The following is a 20,847-nucleotide window of genomic DNA, read 5'->3' as shown; positions in this document are numbered from 1 at the left end:
CAAAAATTGATGCAACTATGAGCGCGTAAATGCTTGATTAGCTTGGCAGAAACTCCTCCGCCCATCCAAGGCTAGCAATACCGCGACGGAGGAAATCATCGACTTCCGCCTGGGAGTACCCGATGCTTGCAAGTACCTCTTTGGTTGAGTGCCCCCAGCGCTCAGGGAGAGATACCGCCGAGATTTTCGAATCCACTGGGCGGATCGCGTAGTGATCGATCTGTGTCAGGCAATGGCCGCTTGGGTGGTTGCGGTGAATCGAGAATGCGAAGCTGCCGTTGTGGATACCAACGGTGTTGTCCCCTTCACGGGTGTATTGCGCACGGAGCTGCTCGATCGAATTCGGCACTGCGGCAGCGATATCAGCTTCATGCAGGCGATCAGCCCAGTATGCAGCGGGTGCATTCAAGAATGCCTCCTTCAAGAATGCCGAAACGTCGGAGGCTTTACCGATGCCTTCCAGCCCTTCGATTTTTTCCAGCTTCTCGATTTCTGCTGGCTTGCTGTCCAGATACAGCCACCCCTCACTCGTCTGGTAGAAATGCGACAGAGCGTTATAGCCCAGCACATCGCGACCCGAGGGCTCGTTGAAGGCGCCGCGCCCCGCATAGTCATAGGCAAACGAGATTTGCGCGAGGTTGGTAACAGCCGAGAGGGAGGTGCGCGAACGGGTGACTTTTCCAGTTTTGATCCGGTGGTAGATCTGCACAGCCATGCCCAGGCCGGCAGCGAAACCACAGTTGACGTCTAGTGTGCCTAGGTGAGCGTGCTCTTCTGGAGTTTGTGGGCCACCGAAGCGACTCATGATGCCGCTATGAGCCTGAATGATGTCGTCATAGCCGATGAAGTTGGACTTCGGCCCTGGTAGCGGCCCGCCCAAGCAATCGAGGCGGCAGAACAGGACGTTGGGGTTGACGATACGCAGGCTCTCCTTGTCCAGTCCCAGCTCTTTTAACTGACGCTCTGGAGCATTGATGACCACTATATCCACCGAGCTAACCAAGCGGTTGAAGGCGCCTCGGCCTTCTGGGCTGAGAATATCAACCAGCGCGCTTTGTTTGCCCATGCCTGTCTGGAAGGTAAACAGTGTGCCAATCAGTGGGTCATATAGAGGCTGAACCGGATCGAGCTTGATGACCTCGGCACCGAAGCGAGCAAGGAACGCAGTTGAGTGCGGGCCAGCAATAACGTTGGTCAGGTCAAGGATACGTAGCCCATCCAACCAGCCCTTCCCAACTTCGGACTTGATCGTACTACCTGTTGGGTAGGTAGCCGGATATTCAGCGGCAACTTCTTTAAGCTCGACCAGTGCCTGTTCGAAAGATGTGTTCTTGCGAGGACGAGGCTTGACCATCTCGCCTGCGAACTCTTCAAGCCACACGATCGGCCCAGGCTGTTTCATCAGGCCATATTCAGGATCTTCAACCTCAACGATCAGACCAGCAGTATTGGTGTGTTCATGATTGACCCATTCTTGAGTGGTACGGTGAGGCGCCCCTGGAATTTTGTTCTCACCGAAAATCTGCCCCCACTCTTCCGAAGTTTTTGTGAGGAACGCTTTCTTCATCTTTGCCGAGATATGGTCTGCCCACTTCTTCGGCAGAGGGTATACGCCAATCGACGTCTCGCCATCCCACTCACTGATAGGTGCATGCAGATCGGAGACTTCCGGTAGACCATCCGCCACGAGCTCCTCGTAAATACCGAGAACCTTCAGCGCACGCTTGGCATGGTTCCGGTGCGACGGGCATACGCAGTAAAACATCCGTCCATCTGCACACAAATAGGTGCGGTAGAAGGGATCGAGATACTCCTGCAAATCCTCGTAGCTGAGGTTCATTGGGATGTTGTTGGCCTTGCGATGCTCGATTTCGAGCTCTCGCATCGTCTTATAACGCTCAGGCAGACCGTCGATAACGTAGGAGTTGTAGGAAAGACCTTCCATCAGCGCGGCAACCACCGGCACTTCGATCTCATCACCATGGCCGGTACGTTCACGAGCCTGAAGAGCGAGTGCAACTGCGCCAGCGGCCAGAGTGGTGGCGTATGCAGAACCCAGAGGAAGGGGAGAAAAGCTAGGATTCAGACCAAGCAACACTCGGTTGAACCCCATGTCGGTGAATGCGCCCGCAGTCGCGGCAACAACAGCCTCTGTAGCTTTCCACTCACGACGCAGTGTGTCGTTGCTGGCAAAGCCTGGAACGGAAAGTGTGATCAGCTCCGAGCGACTGGCGCGCAGCTTTTTAAAGTCAATGCCCAGGTTTTTCATAACACCCGGACGGAAGCTTTCCAGCACGATGTCAGCCTGAGCAATCAGATCATTCGCCTGCGCCAGACCGGCAGCGGTCTTAAGGTCGAGACGAATACAGCTTTTGTTGCGATTAAGCACAGCGTTCGCCGGATTATCCCACAGTGGGCCCGTAGGGGGGTCGATGTGCACCACTGTCGCACCGAGATCCGCCAAGATCATTGCAACGGCGGGGCCAGCGATCTGCTGACCGAAATCGACTACGCGAACGCCGGCAAGTGGCAATGGATTAGTCTGCTTCATTTCGTTTTATCCTTCTTAGAGGCAGTTTTAGATTAGGTCTAAAGACCTAGTTGTGGATTCATGGCAGTGGACGAAAAGCTATATCAGCAATTACTGAAATCTGATTTAACGACAAAAACTCTCGCCAACTTTTTTCGGTATTCCTCCACCGTGTGATATCGATATTAGAAATCTCACAACGGCCAATCCAGCAATATAAATTAGCCCTGAGGGTCAATTTTTGTTATGGCTCCTAGCTACCCCTTGAAACAAACCACAGCAAACTTCTCCGCCGCCGCCATCGACCCATAAAAAAAACAGGGGGTCAGGCTGACTTTTTTTTGCTTCACAAACTTATTCGCACACCCGAGAATTAATCACGACCCACCTGAGGTCGAAACAATTCATGCCGGCGGCCACGCCCAAATAATCTATGCGGCTATTGCGCAGAGACGGTGTCTTTTACTCCAACTGATAAATAAAACAGGAGCATTTATGGCTACCCCAGTAATTCTGCCTCGCCTGATGTCCATCGGCGAAAATGCTTGTGAAGAAATTACGACGGTTCTAGCGAGCCTTAATCTTCGCAAGCCCCTCGTAGTGACCGACAAGATGATGGTCAAGCTGGGCTATGCCGCCAGAATCGTAGAAGTGCTCTCCTCTGCCGGCATCCATGCTGACGTATTCGATGACACCGTTCCCGAGCCCACAGTTGCCTCGATCAGTGCAGGTGTGCGTTACGCTGAAGAAGGGGACTTCGACAGCATCATCGCACTGGGTGGTGGCAGTCCTATCGACAGTGCTAAGGCTATCGGAGTGCTTGCCAAGCACGGCGGCCAAATGCGTGATTACAAGTTCCCACGCATCGTAAACGAAGCTGGACTGCCACTGATTGCTGTCCCAACCACAGCGGGCACTGGCTCCGAGGTCACTCGATTCACAATCATCACGGATGAGTCGACCGACGAGAAAATGCTCTGCGTGGGATTGGCCTTTATGCCAGTTGCCGCCCTGATCGACTACACGCTGACGTTGAGTCTCCCTGGGCGCATCACGGCTGACACAGGCATTGACGCCCTCACGCATGCCATGGAGGCATACGTCAGCAAAAAGGCAAACGCCTACAGCGACACTCAAGCTCTAGCTGCAATGCGATTGATCGGGCCCAATCTTCGAACCGTGTATCGCACCGGAGCCGATAAGAAGGCTCGTGAAGCGATGATGCTTGGCTCAACGCTCGCCGGGATGGCCTTCTCAAACGCATCAGTCGCTCTAGTACATGGAATGAGCCGCCCTATCGGCGCTTTTTTCCACGTCCCCCACGGATTGTCCAACGCGATGCTGCTGCCAACTGTGACCGAGTTTTCGATCCCTGCAGCACCGGAGCGTTATGCCGAATGCGCTCGCGCAATAGGCTTGGCCACCGTCCAGGACAGCGATGCCACGGCCAATGAAAAACTGCTGCGCGAACTCAAAGCCATCAATGAGGATTTGAACGTCCCCAGCCCGGCACAGTTTGGAATCGATAAAGCGCAGTTCATGGACAAGATCGAAACCATGGCACAGCAAGCCTTGGCCTCAGGATCGCCGGGAAATAACCCTCGCGTCCCGACCACCGACCAAATGGCTGAACTCTATCGCACGCTTTGGTAGTTGAACGCTCTACCGCCAAACGTTGTTATCCAACATTACAATAATCAGGAAACATGAAATGGAAACTGTAGGACACCTCATTAATGGCGAGCGCCTGGACGTTGGACAGCGTTTTCAGGATGTATTTAACCCTGCGACTGGACAAGTAACCAAGCGCGTGGCTCTGGCCTCCAAGGTGACGGTTGAGCAGGCCATCTCGGCAGCGCAGGCAGCCTTCCCCGCCTGGCGCAACACCCCTCCTATCAAACGCGCTCGTGTCATGTTCCGCTTCAAGGAACTCCTGGAGCAGAATTCTGCGAAGATTTGCCAACTCATTGGCGAAGAACACGGCAAGATTTCCCACGACGCCATGGGTGAGTTGCAGCGTGGCATCGAAAACGTTGAGTACGCTTGCGGTGCTCCTGAGTTTTTGAAGGGAGAACACAGCAAAAACGTCGGCCCGGATATCGATTGCTGGAGCGAGTTCCAGCCGCTGGGTGTGGTGGCTGGCATCACCCCGTTCAACTTCCCAGTGATGGTGCCGCTCTGGATGTTCCCGATGGCAATTGTCTGCGGGAATTGCTTCATCCTCAAACCATCCGAACGCGATCCAAGCTCGACTTTGCTCATCGCCCAACTGCTGCAAGAAGCAGGTCTTCCAAACGGCGTCATGAACGTAGTCAACGGGGATAAAGAAGCTGTCGACACTTTGCTGTCCGACTCGCGGATTGAAGCAGTAAGTTTCGTAGGCTCTACGCCAATCGCCGAATACATCTACAAGCTCGCCACCGCCAATGGAAAACGTTGCCAAGCATTGGGCGGGGCGAAAAACCATGCGATCGTAATGCCCGATGCTGACATGGACAACGCAGTGAACCAGCTCTTGGGTGCAGCTTTCGGCTCATCAGGTGAACGCTGCATGGCACTGTCGGTTGCCGTTGCGGTAGGTGCAGGTACTGCACAAGCCCTTGTTGAAAAGATGCGCACCGCCATGGCTGCGCTTAAAGTCGGCGCCTATTCAGATGCGAGCAACGACTTCGGCCCCGTTATCACCCGCCAGCACAAGGATAAGGTTGTCGGGTACATCGACAGCGCGGAGGCCGACGGTGCCCGCATCATCGTAGATGGTCGAAATGCGGAAGTCGCGGGATACGAGAGCGGCTTCTTTGTGGGTGGCACCCTGATCGATGGCGTAAAACCGACGATGCAGAGCTACCAAGAGGAGATCTTCGGGCCGGTGCTTCAGGTGATTCAGGTCGACTCAATGCAGGAAGCCATGAATCTCATTGATAACCATGAATATGGCAACGGGACGTGTATTTTCACCCGCGACGGCGAGGCAGCGCGCTACTTCACCGACAACATCAAAGTAGGGATGGTAGGCGTCAACGTCCCATTGCCGGTACCAGTTGCATATCACAGTTTCGGCGGTTGGAAGCGCTCTCTGTTCGGCGACCTCCATGCTTATGGCCCGGATGGCGTGCGGTTCTATACCCGTCGCAAAATGATCACCCAGCGCTGGCCATCGGCAGGTGTTCGTGAAGGAGCCTCATTCTCAATGCCTACATTGAAATAACGGCCCCGATTGGGCATGGAAACCCTCAAGTTTTCATGCTCCGAGGCGTTCATTGCTATCGCCTCATATGATCATTTACATCTTTAGACGCTACATACTATTATTGAATGGGCGATGGCGGTAACCATCACCCGCTCAATAATGCTATATGAAGAGCGATCTATAAGTGAATAAGAAACGCCTTCCCCCGCTGAATTGGCTTCGCTCGTTCGAGGCCTCTGCACGCCACTTGAATTTCACCTTAGCTGCTGACGAACTAAACTTGACACAGGCCGCGATCAGCCAACAGATCAAAGGTTTGGAGTCACAACTTGGCATGACGCTTTTCAAGCGTCTAGCGCGCCGACTAGAATTGACCGAAGCGGGACGCGCTTATATGCCTGCGGTTCATGAAGCTATCGAACGTCTCGCTGCTGCCACCGATGAAATTTTTGGCGAAGGACGTGCAAAGGTCATTACCACCAGGGTGAACCTTGTTTTTTTTTACTACTTGGCTAGCTGCGAGACTAGAACGATTTACCAGCGTTTATCCTTCAGTTAACCTGCATTTCAGCAGCAATATCTGGCTGGAGGAGCAGGATAAAGAAGTCGATATTGATGTTCGATACGGCAAGGGAAATTGGCCGGGTTATAAGTCATACAGACTGACGTGGGATGACCTTATTCCAGTATGCAGCCCCAAGCTATTAATTGCCGACTCTAACGTAGACATCAATATAGAGAAAACACTAGAAGAACATGGACTACTCCATGTCATCGGATACGAAGAGGGATGGGGTTATTGGCTAAAGCAAACAGGAATTTCCTGCGTTCCACCTTCGAAAGGCATGCAATTTGACACGCTTATAACAGCGTTGGAAATGGCGGTTCTTGGACACGGTTTTGCATTAGGACGAACATCACTTGTAGCTACGATGCTAGCTGAAGGCAAACTCGTCGCTCCGTTCACTCAACGCGTACCCACCTCCGAAGCGTTCTACGCTGTCCTTCCAGAACATCAATATGCCAGCCCTCAATCCCAAGCATTTTTAGACTGGTTACTTGAGGAAGCCGCTCTTTCAAAAAAGGAATCCACTCAATTATTAGATGGCTAAGTGGATTCCTCCCCAGACCGGTCTTCTGCACCTTCGGTGAGGCGGGCCTCCTCCTTTAACCAAGCGACAAATTGCTGAGCCACATCGCTCAAACGATCGGATTTCCTCGTCAAAAGGTATATCTCTGGGCGGAACCGGATGCCGCCTGCTCGCCATGATTCAAATGGCTGCGCTCCGCTCACGCAGTTCTATGTTCAGGATGCGGTCGTTCTCGGAGTAGTCGACCGGGCAATCAATCACATGCACGCCCGGCGTCTTGATGCAGTGCTCCAACAGCGGAAGCAGGCCTTCGGCACTTTCCACGCGATGGCCATTGGCACCGTAAGCTTCGGCGTATTTGACAAAGTCCGGGTTGCCGTAATCCAGGCCGAAATCGGTGAAGCCCATATTCGCCTGCTTCCAACGGATCATGCCGTAGCCATCGTCACGCAGGATCACTACGGTGATATGCATACCCAGGCGTACTGCTGTCTCCAGTTCCTGGCTGTTCATCATGAAGCCGCCATCACCACACACCGAGATTACCGGGCGATCCGGGTGAACAAGGTGCGCTGCCATACCCGACGGTAAACCAGCCCTCATGGTCGCTAGCGCGTTGTCCAGCAGCACGGTGTTCGGCTTGTGCGCCTTGTAGTTGCGGGAACCAGATTTTGTAGATTCCGTTGTCCAGCGCGACGATGCCGTCGGACGGCAGTACACGGCGAACGTCAGCCACCAGGCGCTGGGGGTAGATTGGGAAACGGCTGTCATTGCCACCCTCGGCGATCTGTTTTTCGTTAGCTTCACGGATTTCCAGCAATCGGCCGAAATCCCAATGCGCGGTGTAGTTCAGCGCTTCGCCGATCTGCCTCCTGCTCACCTAGAATGTCTTGGCGAAAGGACGGCGCAGCATCAGCGAGTTTGCGCCACTGATGTGGCTGATGAGGCCCCGCAACACTTGGTTCGATAGCCGCAAGAACAATGCTCAAGCCGGGCTGATACCGAGACGACGCGGTAATTGAGGAGCATGTCACCCAGGCCTGCAGCGCCCAGCCCGACTTAGTCCCCACGCGATAGCGCATTGCGCCCCCAGACCGTATGGAATCAAAAACTTAGAGTTTTGACATAACGATCGCTTATCCATGAGCCCTGAATAACATTGTTTGTAGGCGGCGCGTCGCGTGGGCAATATTGTTTTGTACGACGCGACAGGCCACCAGAGGCTTACTACTCAACGTCTCTAGCGTTACACATCATGTGCATCAACGACCGTAGACCCATCGAAGCCGTAACAGCCGAAATTAATTGAGAGGATAGATCATGTCTGCAAACAGGTTTTATAAAAAAGATCAGGATAAACCCTTTGTTGAAGATCCGAGCAAGTCGCACACTCTGCCGGCACGCTATTTCTACGATCAAGACATATTTGAACAGGAAAAATCAGCAATTTTCTACAAGAACTGGGTCTATGTCTGTCATAGAAGCCGCGTGGCTAAGCCGGGCGACTATGTCACCGAGTTAGTCCATGATCAGAACGTGATCATAGTAAAGGGCAGGGATGAGAAAATTCGGGCATTCCACAATGTGTGTCAACACCGCGGACACGAATTGCTCAAAGGATGTGGCAAGGCGCAAATGATTGTCTGCCCCTACCATGCCTGGACGTATGACCTCGATGGTACCCTGCGCGCCGCACGGGAAACGGGATCCATTAAAGACTTCGACAAAAGCGAGTTCTCGCTGAAAGAAGTTGCGCTGGAAGAATTCTGTGGCATGGTCTTTGTAAACTTGGATGGCCAAGCAGTACCCTTGCGTGAACAGGCTCCAGAGTTGGAAAAGGAAATCCGCAGCTACGTGCCGAACGCCGACGATCTTGTGTATGCCGACTGCCAAGAATTCCAGCCGCAGGCGAACTGGAAGATTTTGGTCGAGAATTTCCAAGAGTGCTACCACTGCGCTGTCGCGCACAAAGACTTTTCGGTACTGGTCGATTTCGGCGACGAAGCCTACAACCCCTATTCCAACGGAATATTTACCAGTCACTGTTCCACTCGGACAACTCGTGACAGCGCGGCCTATCAGGTGAGCGGAAACGACATTGACGGTTACGGTGGGTGGTTCCTGTGGCCCAATCTCACGATCTGGGTTTATCCGGGCGAAGAACAACTCTCGGTTATGCGTGTCGATCCGCTCACTCCAACGACATCCTATGAGCGCCACGACTGGTTTACGAAAGACGGAACCGTCAGCGAGGAGTTGGAAGGCACTATCAAATTCCAGCGCGATACGCTGCAGTACGCGGAAGATATCCCTATTTGCGAGAACGTACAGAGAGGACTGAAATCCATTGGATACAATCAAGGGCGCTTCGTCGTTGGAGGTGATCGTGTCCAGGTGACCGAAGCGCCGGTACACCACTTCCAGAGCCTGGTGGTCAATGCTCTTGGACTCAAAATTGGAGTCGAATAATTAGGCCGATACAGCGGGCGTGGATATGTAATGTGTTTTTGTTCATTTGCTCGCTGTATGCGCAATCCTGTACCGACCCAGACCAGCAGTAATTAACAAGAATTCTTCTCCTCTACTGGTAGCAGAGGGAGAGCTGACCGTTTGACTTGAATGCTCCTGCTGTTGGAACTGCCCCTTACGAATAGCATTATTTGCTTGAGAATCTGGCTGCATATTCCCAAGGGGGCATTTCATCTTGCTTTATAACTCTGAGGAATACGTGCTCATCGGAGCTGTAGTGATTCAACCCGGAAGGGGGTGCCAGAGCAGGCGAACTGACTAACGAGTGCAGGGCTTTAGGCACTTTTATAGTTACAATGACGTCTATGGACAGTATCGAATGAGCGCAGTATCCACACGAAAGTTGATTACAGCGCACTCGGTCGCGCTCCTAGTTCCCGTCATGTGGGGCGTATACTGGATACCGGCCCGCTATGTGGAAGCATCCATTGGTGCTGGTGTCTGGGGCACCGTGTACGTGGTGATTGTAGCCTGCATGGTTCTGGCGCCCGCCGCTTGGCGCTACCGGACATCCCTTTACTCATCCAACCGTTACGCGCTCCTATCTACCGGTCTCGGCGGGGCGTCGTTCACGCTGTATTCAGCCGGCCTGTTGTATGGAAATGTCGCGGTGGTGGTGGTTCTGTACTACTTGACGCCGGTCTGGAGCATTCTGATCGCACGTTTATGGTTCAAACAGGAGACCTCCCTGGCACGTTACGCGGCGATCGCCATCGGTATGGTCGGAATATTATTGGTTCTACAGGGTGGCAACACCGGCATCCCGTTGCCGCGCGAAATCGGCGACTGGCTTGGTCTCGCTGGTGGCATTCTGTGGTCGATCGCAAGCACCGGCATGTACACGCACTCACGTCTCGACTCTTATAGCAGCAACTTCATCTTCAGCGTCGGCGCGCTTTTGTCTGCCGTACTTTTGGCTTGTGTGATGGAGGGCCCGAGCTTGGAGGCCAGGCCTTCAATCGACTACGGCACCGGTATTCTAGCTATCATCATCATTGGAATCGGGTGGTGGGCGGTCGCGCTCACCGGGTTCCTGTGGGCTGCGCGCTTCTTGGAGCCCACACGGCTCGGGATTTATATGATGATAGAGGTGGCCGTTGGTGCCGTTTCCGCAGCGTTGTTTGCAGACGAACCCTATGGTGTCCTGATGCAAGCAGGAACCTTCTTGGTCGTTGTAGCCGGCCTGATGGCGGTCGTCTCGCCGTCGACCCCGCAGTTGGCGGATGATCGCGGGTGTTGAAAAAACCATTGAGGGACATCGTTTGGCTGCCTAATTTCGTGCGTCAGTACGTGAAACCGTTCACGCAGGCTCTTCGGGAAACAATGGCCACTGCCGCAGCAGGTATTTTAGACGACCAAGGCTTGTGTACGTGAGTGGCTCTTGAGGGGCATGGAATGGTGTACCTGCATGGCCTCGGCAATTTCGCCGCACGAAGGGCAATGGAAGCTTCCGACCTTGGGTGTAGGCAGGAAGGATACTTTGTCGTTCTGCCAAGAACTGTGCGTGAGATCTGCCGCCACCATCACAATGCTCGCCCTTCAAGGTCAAGGTCGTCGCGGCCCGCCTCAAGCGCGAGACACGGATTGCACTGCAGCAATTTAGCTGAAGGCCGCGAACATCGCGACAAATAACTTCTCGCCGGCGCTGTGCTCCTGGCGCTTCACCACATTCAACCGTCCTGCGAAGCTCAGTAGTGGTCGCAGAACCAACTGTAGTGATAACCCTCTAGGTACGCCATTTAGTACTTCTGCGAAAGCAGCGCCAGAGTCAGAGCAGGCCGGCATAGCTCGGCGTGGCTCATGGCTCAGCGGGACAGTTGATAACCCGCAATCGAACCTGAGGGATAGCACCTCGGGAATCTTGCGCATTGATAAACGCTCCACTACGGCCTCACTGCTCCTAAAACATCACTGAACGAAACCCTGCGTCGCTCATGCCGAGTTATCGGGAAGGCTGTCGACTCAGTGCTCGGATGGCTCTGGAGAGTATCCGGATCAGCCTGGGATCGCGTCTTGATGCTCGAGGAATGGATATCCGAGTGTGCACGGAATACGCACTCAAGATTACGGGCTGAAATGGCTCCGACCGTCTGCGCGCGTCCGTCTATGTCAAAGTCGAGCTTCGTCTCTCCGCCACAGCTTGATGTCCTCCGGACAGTCGGTCGCGATAGCTTAATCGGGGTCGCCCGAGATCACAGCTCCAAAATCAGATTTTCGGACTTTGCACGGGAACAGCACAGGGCAATTAGCTCTCCGGAGTTTCGTTCCGCCTGCGTCAGCACACTGTCCCGATGGTCTGGCTTGCCGCTCAGCACCGGGGTCAGACAAGACCCGCAATACCCCTCTTCACACAGCGTTCGTACCGTCATCCCATTGGCGGCCAGTACCTGCAATATCGATTTACCTGGGGGCACGGCAAACGACTCCCCGCTGCTACTGATCGTCACCGTAAATTCCGAGTCGCCCTCACGACACCGTATCGCACTTGGATCCGCCCCGAACAGCTCGTAATGCACCGTTTCCGAAGGCCAGCCTCGTGTGGCGCTCTTGACGGCCTCCACAAGCCCTAGTGGGCCGCATACGTACACGTGGCAATCTTCTTCGCGATCTTTCATTAGACTGGACACATCTAAGCGCTTATCTTTTGTTGCTTTGTCATGAATAAACGTTACATTATCGCACAGGGTTGAAGTTACTATTGCGTTATAATGTGCAGTCTCCTCGACTGAGCGCGCGCAATAATATAAATGATACTTGGATCCGATTTGTTGCAGGCGTCTCGCCATCGACAGGATAGGGGTAATACCGATGCCACCGGCAATAAGAATAACTTTACCCGCCGATTCGTCGAGTCTGAAATTGTTGGCAGGGCCTTCTACTTCTATAGTATCCCCAATCTTCCAGTTTTCATGTATCCATTGCGACCCGCCTCGTCCTTCCTGCTCCCTGAGAACCGAAATTAAGTAATGATCCGATGAGCCGGGGGTATTCGCCAAGGAGTATTGCCGCATTATTGTGCCGTTCACGCGCACGATAATATGCGCCCCCGCCGAGAACACCGGCAGCGGGATATCTGCCAATGCATTTACGAGCGAAAAGCTTCGAATTGACGCCGTTTCGTCAGATACATCCGAGATCTTTAAATACATGATAATCAGCTCCTCAGTCGCTGCGGACGCACCCCTCGGTATCGCGATGAATTCTCATCCAGCGCTGTTCGATTCTGCGCCGCTGCGCACTATTTCTCCTGCTCGCGCTAATCAGCGCTCGAGAGGTTTCGGTTGATTTGAACACCTCTTTCGGACAATATAATTTAATACTTCCAGCCTGACCAACAGCCATTACTTAGGCAATTGGATAAATAAAACTTATGAAGAATTATCGACAAAAGCTTCCTCCGCTGGATCCGTTGATCGCGTTCGAAGCGTCGGCTCGGAACCTAAGTTTCACGAAGGCTGGGCTTGAGCTGCATCTCACTCAAGCCGCAATCAGTCAGCAGATTCGATCCCTCGAGAACTACTTGGGGGTGCAGCTATTCATCAGAGACAATCGTTCGGTGAGCCTTACCCCACAAGGGCGCAACTTCCAGCATGTGGTCGCGACAACGCTCGCAAACCTCGCCAGCGCGACCACCGATCTGCGGGCGAAGGGAGATGGAAGCATCCTGACAATAGGATGCGACCAAGCAATCGGCAATATGCTTCTAATGCCGAAGCTCCCCGAATTAACCGCCGCCTTCCCGCAAATCACACCGCGCTTGATGATTTCGGACGTCGAGAAGATCTGTTTGACGACCGATGTCGATGCGGCGATCATTTTTGGCGACGGCATGTGGCACGGATTCCATGCGGAGAAACTCTTTCCTGAGCGTATCTTTCCGGTTTGCAGTCCGAAATATTTTAAGAACAGTCCCGAACTTCTAAAGGCCAGCGATCTCTCACAACACAAGCTCATCGAACTCGAGGATGAGCACTGGAACTGGATGAGCTGGCGGCAGTGGCTCGACCGGAATGGCGTCAACAAGGCCATTGTCACAAAGGGGCTAACCGTCAACAGTTATCCGCTAGTGATCGAAGCCGCAGCACAGGGGCACGGCATTGCATTGGGTTGGGATCATCTCGTGAATCGAGAGATAGCGAACGGGACGCTGATTAACCCACTTCCAGACTCGACGATCGAATCAGAACTTGGCTACTATGTCCTGTGGGCAGCGGGTACTCATAGCCATCTTAACATACGCGCGTTTATTGACTGGTGCCTCCACTCACTTATTCGAAATTGACGATTGTCGAGGACTGCCGCGGCTGCACGGCATGTCGCGTCATTGTGCGAATCACTGGTTGCGGTAGGGATGGCAGTTAGCTGCCCCAGCCCCCGCACATACATGGATGCCCCCGGGTTGCCAAGCTTTCAATCAGTGACGGCTCAATGGTAGAGATTGCACTCATACATCCGGACTTTCGGTGCGGCGTTGCCGCTGTCCCTGATGGAATCCGCTGGCCGAGTTCTCAATAGATCCGTGTGCTCAGGGCACGCTGTGCGGGTCAGATTTTCTTGGCCACGGTCTTACCAGTTTTGCCATCAATTCATGATCACCTGAGCAATCAATAGAGCTGGTCTGCTGCAGGGTTAAGTTGACCTCTTCAAGCCGCTTCGATTACGCGACGACGGTCGTGTAATCGAAGCGGAACTCACGGTCACCGGCCAACAAGGCCCAGATAATTCGGGCGTTTTTATTAGCCAGTGCAACGGCTGCCACATTGGCATTACGCCGCTTAAGTAGCCGGCCAAGCCAGCTGTCAGAGATCTCTTTTCGCTGTGCTGCGTAGATCATCGACCGTGCCCCCTGGATCAGTAGCGTCCGTAAATAGGAGTCTCCCCGCTTACTCATCCCCAACAGCACCGTCTTACCGCCAGTGGAGTTCTGCTTCGGCACCAGCCCAAGCCAAGCACTCACCTGTCGGCCATTCTTGAAACTCTTGGCATCGCCAAGAGAGGCTACCATTGCACTGGCCGTGATTGGCCCGATGCCTGGCATCTTGGCCAGCTTGCGGCTGTTTTCGTTCGCGCGATGCCAGGTGATAATTTGATTCTCGATCTCATGAACCTGATGATCGAACCCCTTCAATTGTTCCAGTAGACGCTGCACAAGCAGACGAAACGAGCCCGGCAACTCGTTGCGCTCATCCTCAATAAACTCCGGCACGCGCTTGGCGACATGTGCAATGCCCTGCGGGATTACAAGACCAAATTCGGCTAGCAGCCCACGGATCTGATTAGCTTGCGCTGTCCGTGCCTTCACGAATCCTTGACGAACCCGATGCAGCGACAGCACGGCTTGTTGCTCAATGTCCTTGATCGGCACAAAACGCATGTTTGGCCGACCCACCGCTTCGCAGATAACCTCAGCGTCAGCTACATCGTTTTTGTTCGTTTTCACGTATGGCTTTACGAATTGCGGGGCCATCAGCCTCACATCGTGACCCAAGCTGCGCAGCTTGCGAGCCCAATGGTGGGCGCTTCCACAGGCCTCCATACCAATCAGACACTGCGGCATGATGGCAAAAAAGGTAGCGACCTGGTCGCGCTTGAGTTGCTTCCTCAGAACGGGCTTGCCATGTTCATTAACACCGTGCACCTGAAATACATTTTTCGCCAAGTCGATACCAACGGTCATAATTTTCATACCGGACGCTCCTCTTGGATTGTGGTTTCTGAGCCCTTCCACTATGGCACGTTGAGACCTTTGGCTTGTGGATGGGGCGTCCATACCAATAGATCCGTACGTGAGGCGAGGCGCTCTGCTGAGTAGGGATGAGCGGTGCAGGGCCGTGATATATAGAGATCGGCAAGTCGTCCATATCGCGACCATTGGAGCCAGTCCTGTTGGCGCTGATTGAAAACTGACCCTGGGTCAGTTTTCGGTCAGCGGCAACAGATCCTGTCATTCGAATGAAATACAACCTCGTCTAAGATCCAGATACGAGGCTGCCTACGCACGCCTCCTGCTTGACGCGAAAGTGTTGAGTTCTAAGTGAATGTCGCGCCATTGATTTCCAGCATCGGCCTTTGAGGTTTACTCCGGGCCGATTTTCAAGAATCGCTATCTACGCGCGTAGATAGCATTAGAAAAAGAGATCACACGGGTATCGACATTGACGCAGCCCCAAAATGGTCCTGTGTGGGCCGTCCTTGTATCAGGAGTTTTTTGATGTCGACAGTTGGAAGTGCTGCTCAACCCGATGCGCCTTTCGCATGGGGCCCAGCGGATGAAAGCTTGATAACCCCGCAAGGACGCCGGGAGCTGTATCGCGCCACCCTCGCCTGTTGGCTTGGCACGGCAATGGAGTATGCGGACTTCGCCCTTTATGGCCTGGCGGCGGGCCTTATCTTCGGCGATGTGTTTTTCCCCAATGTGTCACCTGCCATGGCGTTGCTCTCCACCTTCGCGACCTGGTCGGTGGGGTTTGTGGCGCGGCCGATTGGCGCTCTGTTCTTCGGGTGGCTGGGTGATCGCAAGGGCCGCAAGGTGGTCATGGTCTCGACCGTCGTGTTGATGGGCGCTTCCACCACGTTGATCGGCTTGATCCCCAGCTATGCATCGATCGGTATCTGGGCGCCGGCATGCCTGGTGCTGCTGCGCTTTACCCAGGGTTTCGGTGCAGGCGCCGAATTGGCCGCAGGTACGGTGATGCTGGGCGAGTTCGCGCCCGCCAAACAACGGGGCCTGGTGTCTTCGGTGATTGCCCTGGGCTCCAACAGTGGAACCTTGCTGGCTTCACTGGTGTGGCTTGCCGTGGTGCAAATGGATCAACAGCAATTGCAGGAGTGGGGATGGCGCATTCCGTTTCTGTGCAGTTCACTGATTGCACTTGCGGCGCTGTGGCTGCGTCGCAACCTGCGGGAAACGCCGGTGTTTGAGCTTCGAAAGGCACAATTGCAAGCGCAGCGCGATAACGCTCTCACTGCCCCTGTACAGCGAGTTGGTTTCTGGAAAGGCAGCCGGGCATTTATGACCATGGTCGGTTTGCGCATTGGCGAGAACGGCCCTTCTTACCTGGCCCAGGGTTTTATCGTTGGCTACGTGGTGAAGGTGCTTGCGGTGGATAAATCTGTCGCAACCCAGTCCGTGTTGATCGCGTCGATCCTCGGCTTTTTGATCATCCCCTTGGCGGGCTGGCTGTCTGACCGGTTTGGTCGACGCATCGTGTACCGCTATTTCTGTCTGCTGCTGATGCTCTACGCCTTCCCGGCGTTCATGCTGCTGGATTCCCGCGACCCGGCCATTGTCATGACCACCATCGTGGTCGGCATGGGCCTCGCTTCCCTCGGTATCTTCGGCGTACAGGCGGCCTGGAGCGTTGAGATATTCGGCGTGAAAAACCGCTACACCAAACTGGCCCTGGCCAAGGAGCTGGGCTCGATCCTCTCCGGCGGTACCGCGCCTCTGGTGGCTGCCGCGCTGCTGACCTGGACCGGCCACTGGTGGGCGATTGCCGGGTACTTTGTCGCCATGGCCGGGATTGGTTTCGTGACGACCTTTGTCGCTCCGGAAACCCGTGGGCGCGACCTCAACGCGCTGGAAGATGCCATCTAGTTTCATCCCCCTGAAAAACCACTGACGCCTCGCAGAAAGGCGCAAACCCGCACGACTGTTTAACCACAGAACCGGCGAAGCCATGCCTGTAAATGGGCAAAACCATAGGAGCATTTACATGAAACGGTCCACCCTCGCACTGGCAGTCACCACCACGATCCTTGCGCAACAAGCACTGGCTGCTGGCTTTATTGATGACAGCACGGCATCGATCAGCGCACGCACTTTCTACCTTCGCAGTGATAACCCGAATACCGCGGGCGTTGACCAAAACGAACTGACGCAAGGTTTCAAACTGGACTACCTCTCAGGGTTCACCCAAGGCCCGGTCGGTTTCGGCCTCGATGTTCAAGCCATGCAGGCGTTCAACCTGTCCGGTGGTACCCAACACCCGAGTGCCAGCACCTCGAACTCACTCGCACCGGTCGATTCGGACGGCACGCCGGTGGACAGCTGGAGCCGCCTCGGGGCCAACGCCAAGCTTCGCGTGTCCAAGACCGAGTTCCATGCCGGCAGCGCGCTGCAGCCTAACCTGCCCATCCTGGTGGCCAACGATGGCCGGTTGCTGCCGCAAACCTTTGAAGGCCTGACGGTAACTTCCAAAGACATCGATAACCTGACGATCAATGCCGGGCAACTCAACCGCTCCACGGGGCGTGCGTCGTCCAACTCCACTGGGTTGGCCATTGCCGGTGGCACCCAGGACAGCAACCAATTCACCTATGCCGGCGCCGACTGGAAAATTACCCCCACCACAACCCTGCAATACTACCGTGCCGACTTGAAGGACTATTACACCCAGGATTTCTTTGGACTGTTGAACACCACGCCGCTGGGTGAAAACTCCCGCTTCAAAACCGATCTGCGCTACTTCAACAGCAAATCCCAGGGTAAAAACGGCACCACCGGCTACCTCTTCAACAACAACGGCGGATATGCCAGCGAGCCGGGCAAAGTTGATAACACCACTTGGAGTGCTGCATTCACCTACTACCTGGGAGGCAACGCGTTCATGCTCGGCCGCCAGCAGGTTTCCGACTCGGGCGGCACCGTGTACTTGAACCAGGGCAACGTAGTGGGCGGTGCCGGCAACAGCGAAGGCAACGGCGGCGCCAGCGTCTACCTGATTACCGACGTGATGGATAACTCGTTTATCCGTGCCGGCGAAAACACTAACTTTGCCCAGTACTCCTATGACTTTGCAGCCCTGGGTGTACCGGGCCTCTCGGCATCGGCGCTATACCTGCATGGCGACAACATCCGCTCAGTCGACGGCGCGAGCCGCTACTCGGAATGGGAACGTGACATGCGCATCGACTACGTGGTGCAGAGCGGTCCGTTGAAAGGGTTTGGTACCTCGTTACGCGAAGGCAGTTTCCGCAGCGGCATTCCCAACGTGGGTGCGGTGGATCAGGCGCGTGTGATCTTCAGCTACACCTACGCGATCTTCTGATCCTGAAGGGGCTCCAGGTGACTAAAAGGGAACAGTACACAGGTCATCAAACTGAAATAAACGAGCAGTGATAATGCGGTCCATCTCAGCCCCTTCTCTTGCCGTAAACATCTACGCGAGTAGACCCGTTATCGGGTACCACCCGAATGTCCATCGACTCACAGGAAATGGCAGGTCCCTTTGACAAAACAGTATCCCACCAGGGCCACACGCGATGATGTGGCTCGCGAAGCAGGAACCTCGGTCGCAGTCGTCAGTTATGTGATCAACGACGGCCCCAGGCCCGTCGCCAAGGCGACGCGCCAGCGTGTACTGGATGCCATAAAACACACCGGTTACCGGCCCAATGGCGTCGCCCAGGCACTGGCCTCGGGCAAAACCCGTACGTATGGGCTGGTGGTGCCGAATATCTCGAATACCTTCATCGCCTCCTTCGCCCATGCGCTGCAACAGGAGGCACTGGACAACGGCCTGGTCATCTTGCTGGGCGACTCCGGTGACTGCCGCAAGCGTGAGCTGAACCTGATCAACAACCTCCTGAGCCAGCGGGTCGATGGCCTATTCTACACCAGCGTCGACCGCCACCCGCATATCGAGCTGATCCAGGCCAGCGGCACGCCCTTTGTGATGCTCGACCGTGTCGACCCCAGCCTGGCCGTCAATATGCTGCGGGTCGATGAGCGCGGCGCGGCCCATCAAGTCACCGCGCATTTGCTGAGCCATGGTTATCGCGAGGTCGGCATCATTTGTGGCCCGCTGGAAATGCTCAACGCCCAAGACCGCTTGAACGGCTGGCGTGATGCACTGGCGGACTACGGGATTGAGGAACGCGCCAAATGGATATTGCCCGCCAGCTACACGCGACAAGGCGGGTATGACGCGACGCAGCGCATGTTGGCCGACGGCCCCCCAGCCCGCGCGCTGTTTTGCTCCAACGAAGCACAAGCCATCGGCTGCATTCGGGCCCTGTCGGAACACGGCATAAAAGTCCCCGAACAAGTGGCGCTGGTGTGTTTCAACGGTACCGAGGAGTCGGCGTTTTATGCGCCGTCACTGACCACCGTGTGCCAGCCCGTCAGAGACATGGCCAAAGCCGCCATTTCAATGCTGCTGGCCTGGAATGGCGAGGTGAAGCTGCAAGAGTTTTCGCACCGCTTGGTCATTGGCGAGTCCTGCGGATGCGGCGCTGTGCAAACACCGCGAGTCTAAAAAAAGAAGGTGAAATGAAACGTTTAATTATTGATTGCGATCCCGGAAACGGGATTGCAGGCGCCAATGTTGACGACGGTCTGGCATTGGCGCTCGCACTGGTTGCACCTGAATTGTCGCTTGAATTGGTCACCACTGTTGCAGGCAACACGCCCAGCGCAGTGGGTTACAACGTCGCCAGAGACCTGATGGCCCGAACCGGCCGCTCGCTTCCCGTCGTCAGGGGCAGCACCCAGGCCCTACAGGAACCCGGCGGCCCCTGGCGCGATGCGCTGGACAACACCGTGCACAAGCGCCAACTCGCTCATTTATGGGATGGCGTTCGCACGCCCCTTGATTTCGAGGCCCCGGCCCAAGAAGCGGCTGACGCCATCGGCCAGTTGATTTGCACGAACCCCGGGGAAATCACCCTGGTAGCGATCGGCCCGCAGACCAACGTCGCGCTGGCGATTGAACGCTACCCGGAAATGATCAAGGCGGTCAGGCAAATCGTGATCATGGGCGGTGTATTTGCGCTGGATGATTTTATCAAGGACACCAACTTCGGCTTCGATCCGGAAGCGGCAGACCGTGTACTCAATTGCGGCGCGAATATCACTTTGGTGCCCCTGGATGTCACCACGCAAACCTTGATGACGCACCAGGACCTGGACCGTATCCAGCAACTCGATACGCCCCTCGCCGATTTTATCTGTGAGACGTTCAGGCCCTGGATCGATTATTCAATGGCCACCCGCAGCCTGGCCGGTTGCTGGATTCATGACGCCCTGGTGATTGCCTGGTTGCTGGACCCGCGTGTCGCCACCGCCACGCAGTACTACACCGAGGTAGAACTGCGCGTCGGCCGTACGCGAGGCAAAACCTGGCGCTACAAGCAGCCCCTGCGGCTGAATGTTGCAATCACGCCGCCCACCAGTGGCCTGGTGGACGTATTGCAAAGCGTCGACAACCGATTATTGCTCGAAATCATAGAAAAGTATTTATCGACTAATCCTGGCTCAGCCTCAAAGAACCATCAATGATATCGGAGCCATGACTCAGTTCGATTTTGGTGTGCGCAGACTAGTGCGCAGCACACTTCTGTTATCGCAGTCCAACGAGAGGGGATTTAATCTCTCAGTGATCTATGGGAGATTAGTAAGGAAATAGGACGGGCCGCTTTGACCAATTGAGGTCTTACGTCGCCATCACAAGGATTTTGGCGAGGCCAATCTCGTCAAAAGTACGTTCATTCACTCAAACGGGTGT

The 20,847-nt window shown here is 54.9% G+C and carries 12 protein-coding genes and 3 pseudogenes; 10 read left to right on the top strand and 5 right to left on the bottom strand.

Going from position 1 to position 20,847, the window contains the following annotated elements; genetic code table 11:
- Positions 1-37 precede the first annotated feature (37 nt).
- On the bottom strand, positions 38-2,551 hold the full coding sequence (locus ACMTA2_RS17545; protein WP_413791008.1) for a CoA transferase: 2,514 nt from the start codon (positions 2,549-2,551) through the stop codon (positions 38-40).
- A gap of 474 nt (positions 2,552-3,025) precedes the next feature.
- Between ACMTA2_RS17545 and ACMTA2_RS17540 the strand changes: the two genes are divergently transcribed.
- The 3 genes and pseudogenes from ACMTA2_RS17540 to ACMTA2_RS17530 all read left to right on the top strand — a co-directional run bounded on the left by ACMTA2_RS17540 (position 3,026) and on the right by ACMTA2_RS17530 (position 6,832).
- The gene (locus tag ACMTA2_RS17540; protein WP_413791007.1) at positions 3,026-4,183 is read left to right on the top strand and encodes an iron-containing alcohol dehydrogenase; all 1,158 of its coding nucleotides are present in this window, start codon (positions 3,026-3,028) and stop codon (positions 4,181-4,183) included.
- A 58-nt stretch (positions 4,184-4,241) separates the two neighbouring features.
- Complete coding sequence (locus ACMTA2_RS17535) at positions 4,242-5,738, top strand: CoA-acylating methylmalonate-semialdehyde dehydrogenase (RefSeq protein WP_413791006.1); 1,497 nt, start codon at positions 4,242-4,244, stop codon at positions 5,736-5,738.
- A gap of 166 nt (positions 5,739-5,904) precedes the next feature.
- Positions 5,905-6,832, top strand: a pseudogene (locus ACMTA2_RS17530) (LysR substrate-binding domain-containing protein).
- Between the two features lie 159 nt (positions 6,833-6,991).
- Here ACMTA2_RS17530 and ACMTA2_RS17525 read toward each other — a convergent pair.
- Positions 6,992-7,679: pseudogene (locus ACMTA2_RS17525) on the bottom strand (thiamine pyrophosphate-dependent enzyme); the annotation flags it as partial.
- Positions 7,680-8,131: 452 nt separating this feature from the next.
- On the opposite strand from ACMTA2_RS17525, the gene ACMTA2_RS17520 reads away from it, so the two are divergent.
- On the top strand, positions 8,132-9,280 hold the full coding sequence (locus ACMTA2_RS17520; RefSeq protein ID WP_413791005.1) for an aromatic ring-hydroxylating oxygenase subunit alpha: 1,149 nt from the start codon (positions 8,132-8,134) through the stop codon (positions 9,278-9,280).
- A gap of 379 nt (positions 9,281-9,659) precedes the next feature.
- A complete protein-coding gene (locus ACMTA2_RS17515) occupies positions 9,660-10,580 on the top strand; it encodes a DMT family transporter (protein ID WP_413791004.1) in 921 nt (306 codons plus the stop codon).
- Positions 10,581-10,963: 383 nt separating this feature from the next.
- On the opposite strand, the pseudogene ACMTA2_RS17510 reads toward ACMTA2_RS17515, so the two are convergent.
- A pseudogene (locus ACMTA2_RS17510) lies at positions 10,964-11,224 on the bottom strand (hypothetical protein); the annotation flags it as partial.
- Positions 11,225-11,532: 308 nt separating this feature from the next.
- Complete coding sequence (locus tag ACMTA2_RS17505; protein WP_413791003.1) at positions 11,533-12,489, bottom strand: PDR/VanB family oxidoreductase; 957 nt, start codon at positions 12,487-12,489, stop codon at positions 11,533-11,535.
- Positions 12,490-12,710: 221 nt separating this feature from the next.
- On the opposite strand from ACMTA2_RS17505, the gene ACMTA2_RS17500 reads away from it, so the two are divergent.
- Positions 12,711-13,622, top strand: coding sequence for a LysR substrate-binding domain-containing protein (locus tag ACMTA2_RS17500; RefSeq protein WP_413791002.1), 912 nt, complete (start codon positions 12,711-12,713; stop codon positions 13,620-13,622).
- A 375-nt stretch (positions 13,623-13,997) separates the two neighbouring features.
- On the opposite strand, the gene ACMTA2_RS17495 is transcribed toward ACMTA2_RS17500, so the two are convergent.
- Entirely contained in the window at positions 13,998-15,026 is a 1,029-nt protein-coding gene (locus ACMTA2_RS17495; RefSeq protein WP_413791001.1) for an IS110 family RNA-guided transposase, read from the bottom strand.
- A 591-nt stretch (positions 15,027-15,617) separates the two neighbouring features.
- Between ACMTA2_RS17495 and ACMTA2_RS17490 the strand changes: the two genes are divergently transcribed.
- The 4 genes from ACMTA2_RS17490 to ACMTA2_RS17475 all read left to right on the top strand — a co-directional run bounded on the left by ACMTA2_RS17490 (position 15,618) and on the right by ACMTA2_RS17475 (position 20,621).
- Positions 15,618-16,937 (top strand): MFS transporter, encoded by a 1,320-nt coding sequence (locus ACMTA2_RS17490; protein WP_413791000.1) that lies wholly within the window; start codon positions 15,618-15,620, stop codon positions 16,935-16,937.
- A gap of 118 nt (positions 16,938-17,055) precedes the next feature.
- Entirely contained in the window at positions 17,056-18,390 is a 1,335-nt protein-coding gene (locus ACMTA2_RS17485) for an OprD family outer membrane porin (RefSeq protein WP_413790999.1), read from the top strand.
- A gap of 219 nt (positions 18,391-18,609) precedes the next feature.
- Complete coding sequence (locus ACMTA2_RS17480) at positions 18,610-19,599, top strand: LacI family DNA-binding transcriptional regulator (RefSeq protein ID WP_413790998.1); 990 nt, start codon at positions 18,610-18,612, stop codon at positions 19,597-19,599.
- Complete coding sequence (locus tag ACMTA2_RS17475) at positions 19,569-20,621, top strand: nucleoside hydrolase (RefSeq protein ID WP_413790997.1); 1,053 nt, start codon at positions 19,569-19,571, stop codon at positions 20,619-20,621. The genes ACMTA2_RS17480 and ACMTA2_RS17475 overlap by 31 nt, the downstream gene beginning before the upstream one ends.
- Positions 20,622-20,847: the final 226 nt, after the last annotated feature.

It is taken from the genome of Pseudomonas medicaginis (genome assembly GCF_965119365.1).
Lineage (GTDB): Bacteria > Pseudomonadota > Gammaproteobacteria > Pseudomonadales > Pseudomonadaceae > Aquipseudomonas.
Note: the sequence above shows the minus strand (reverse complement) of the source record. Positions and strands in the feature narration are given on the sequence as shown.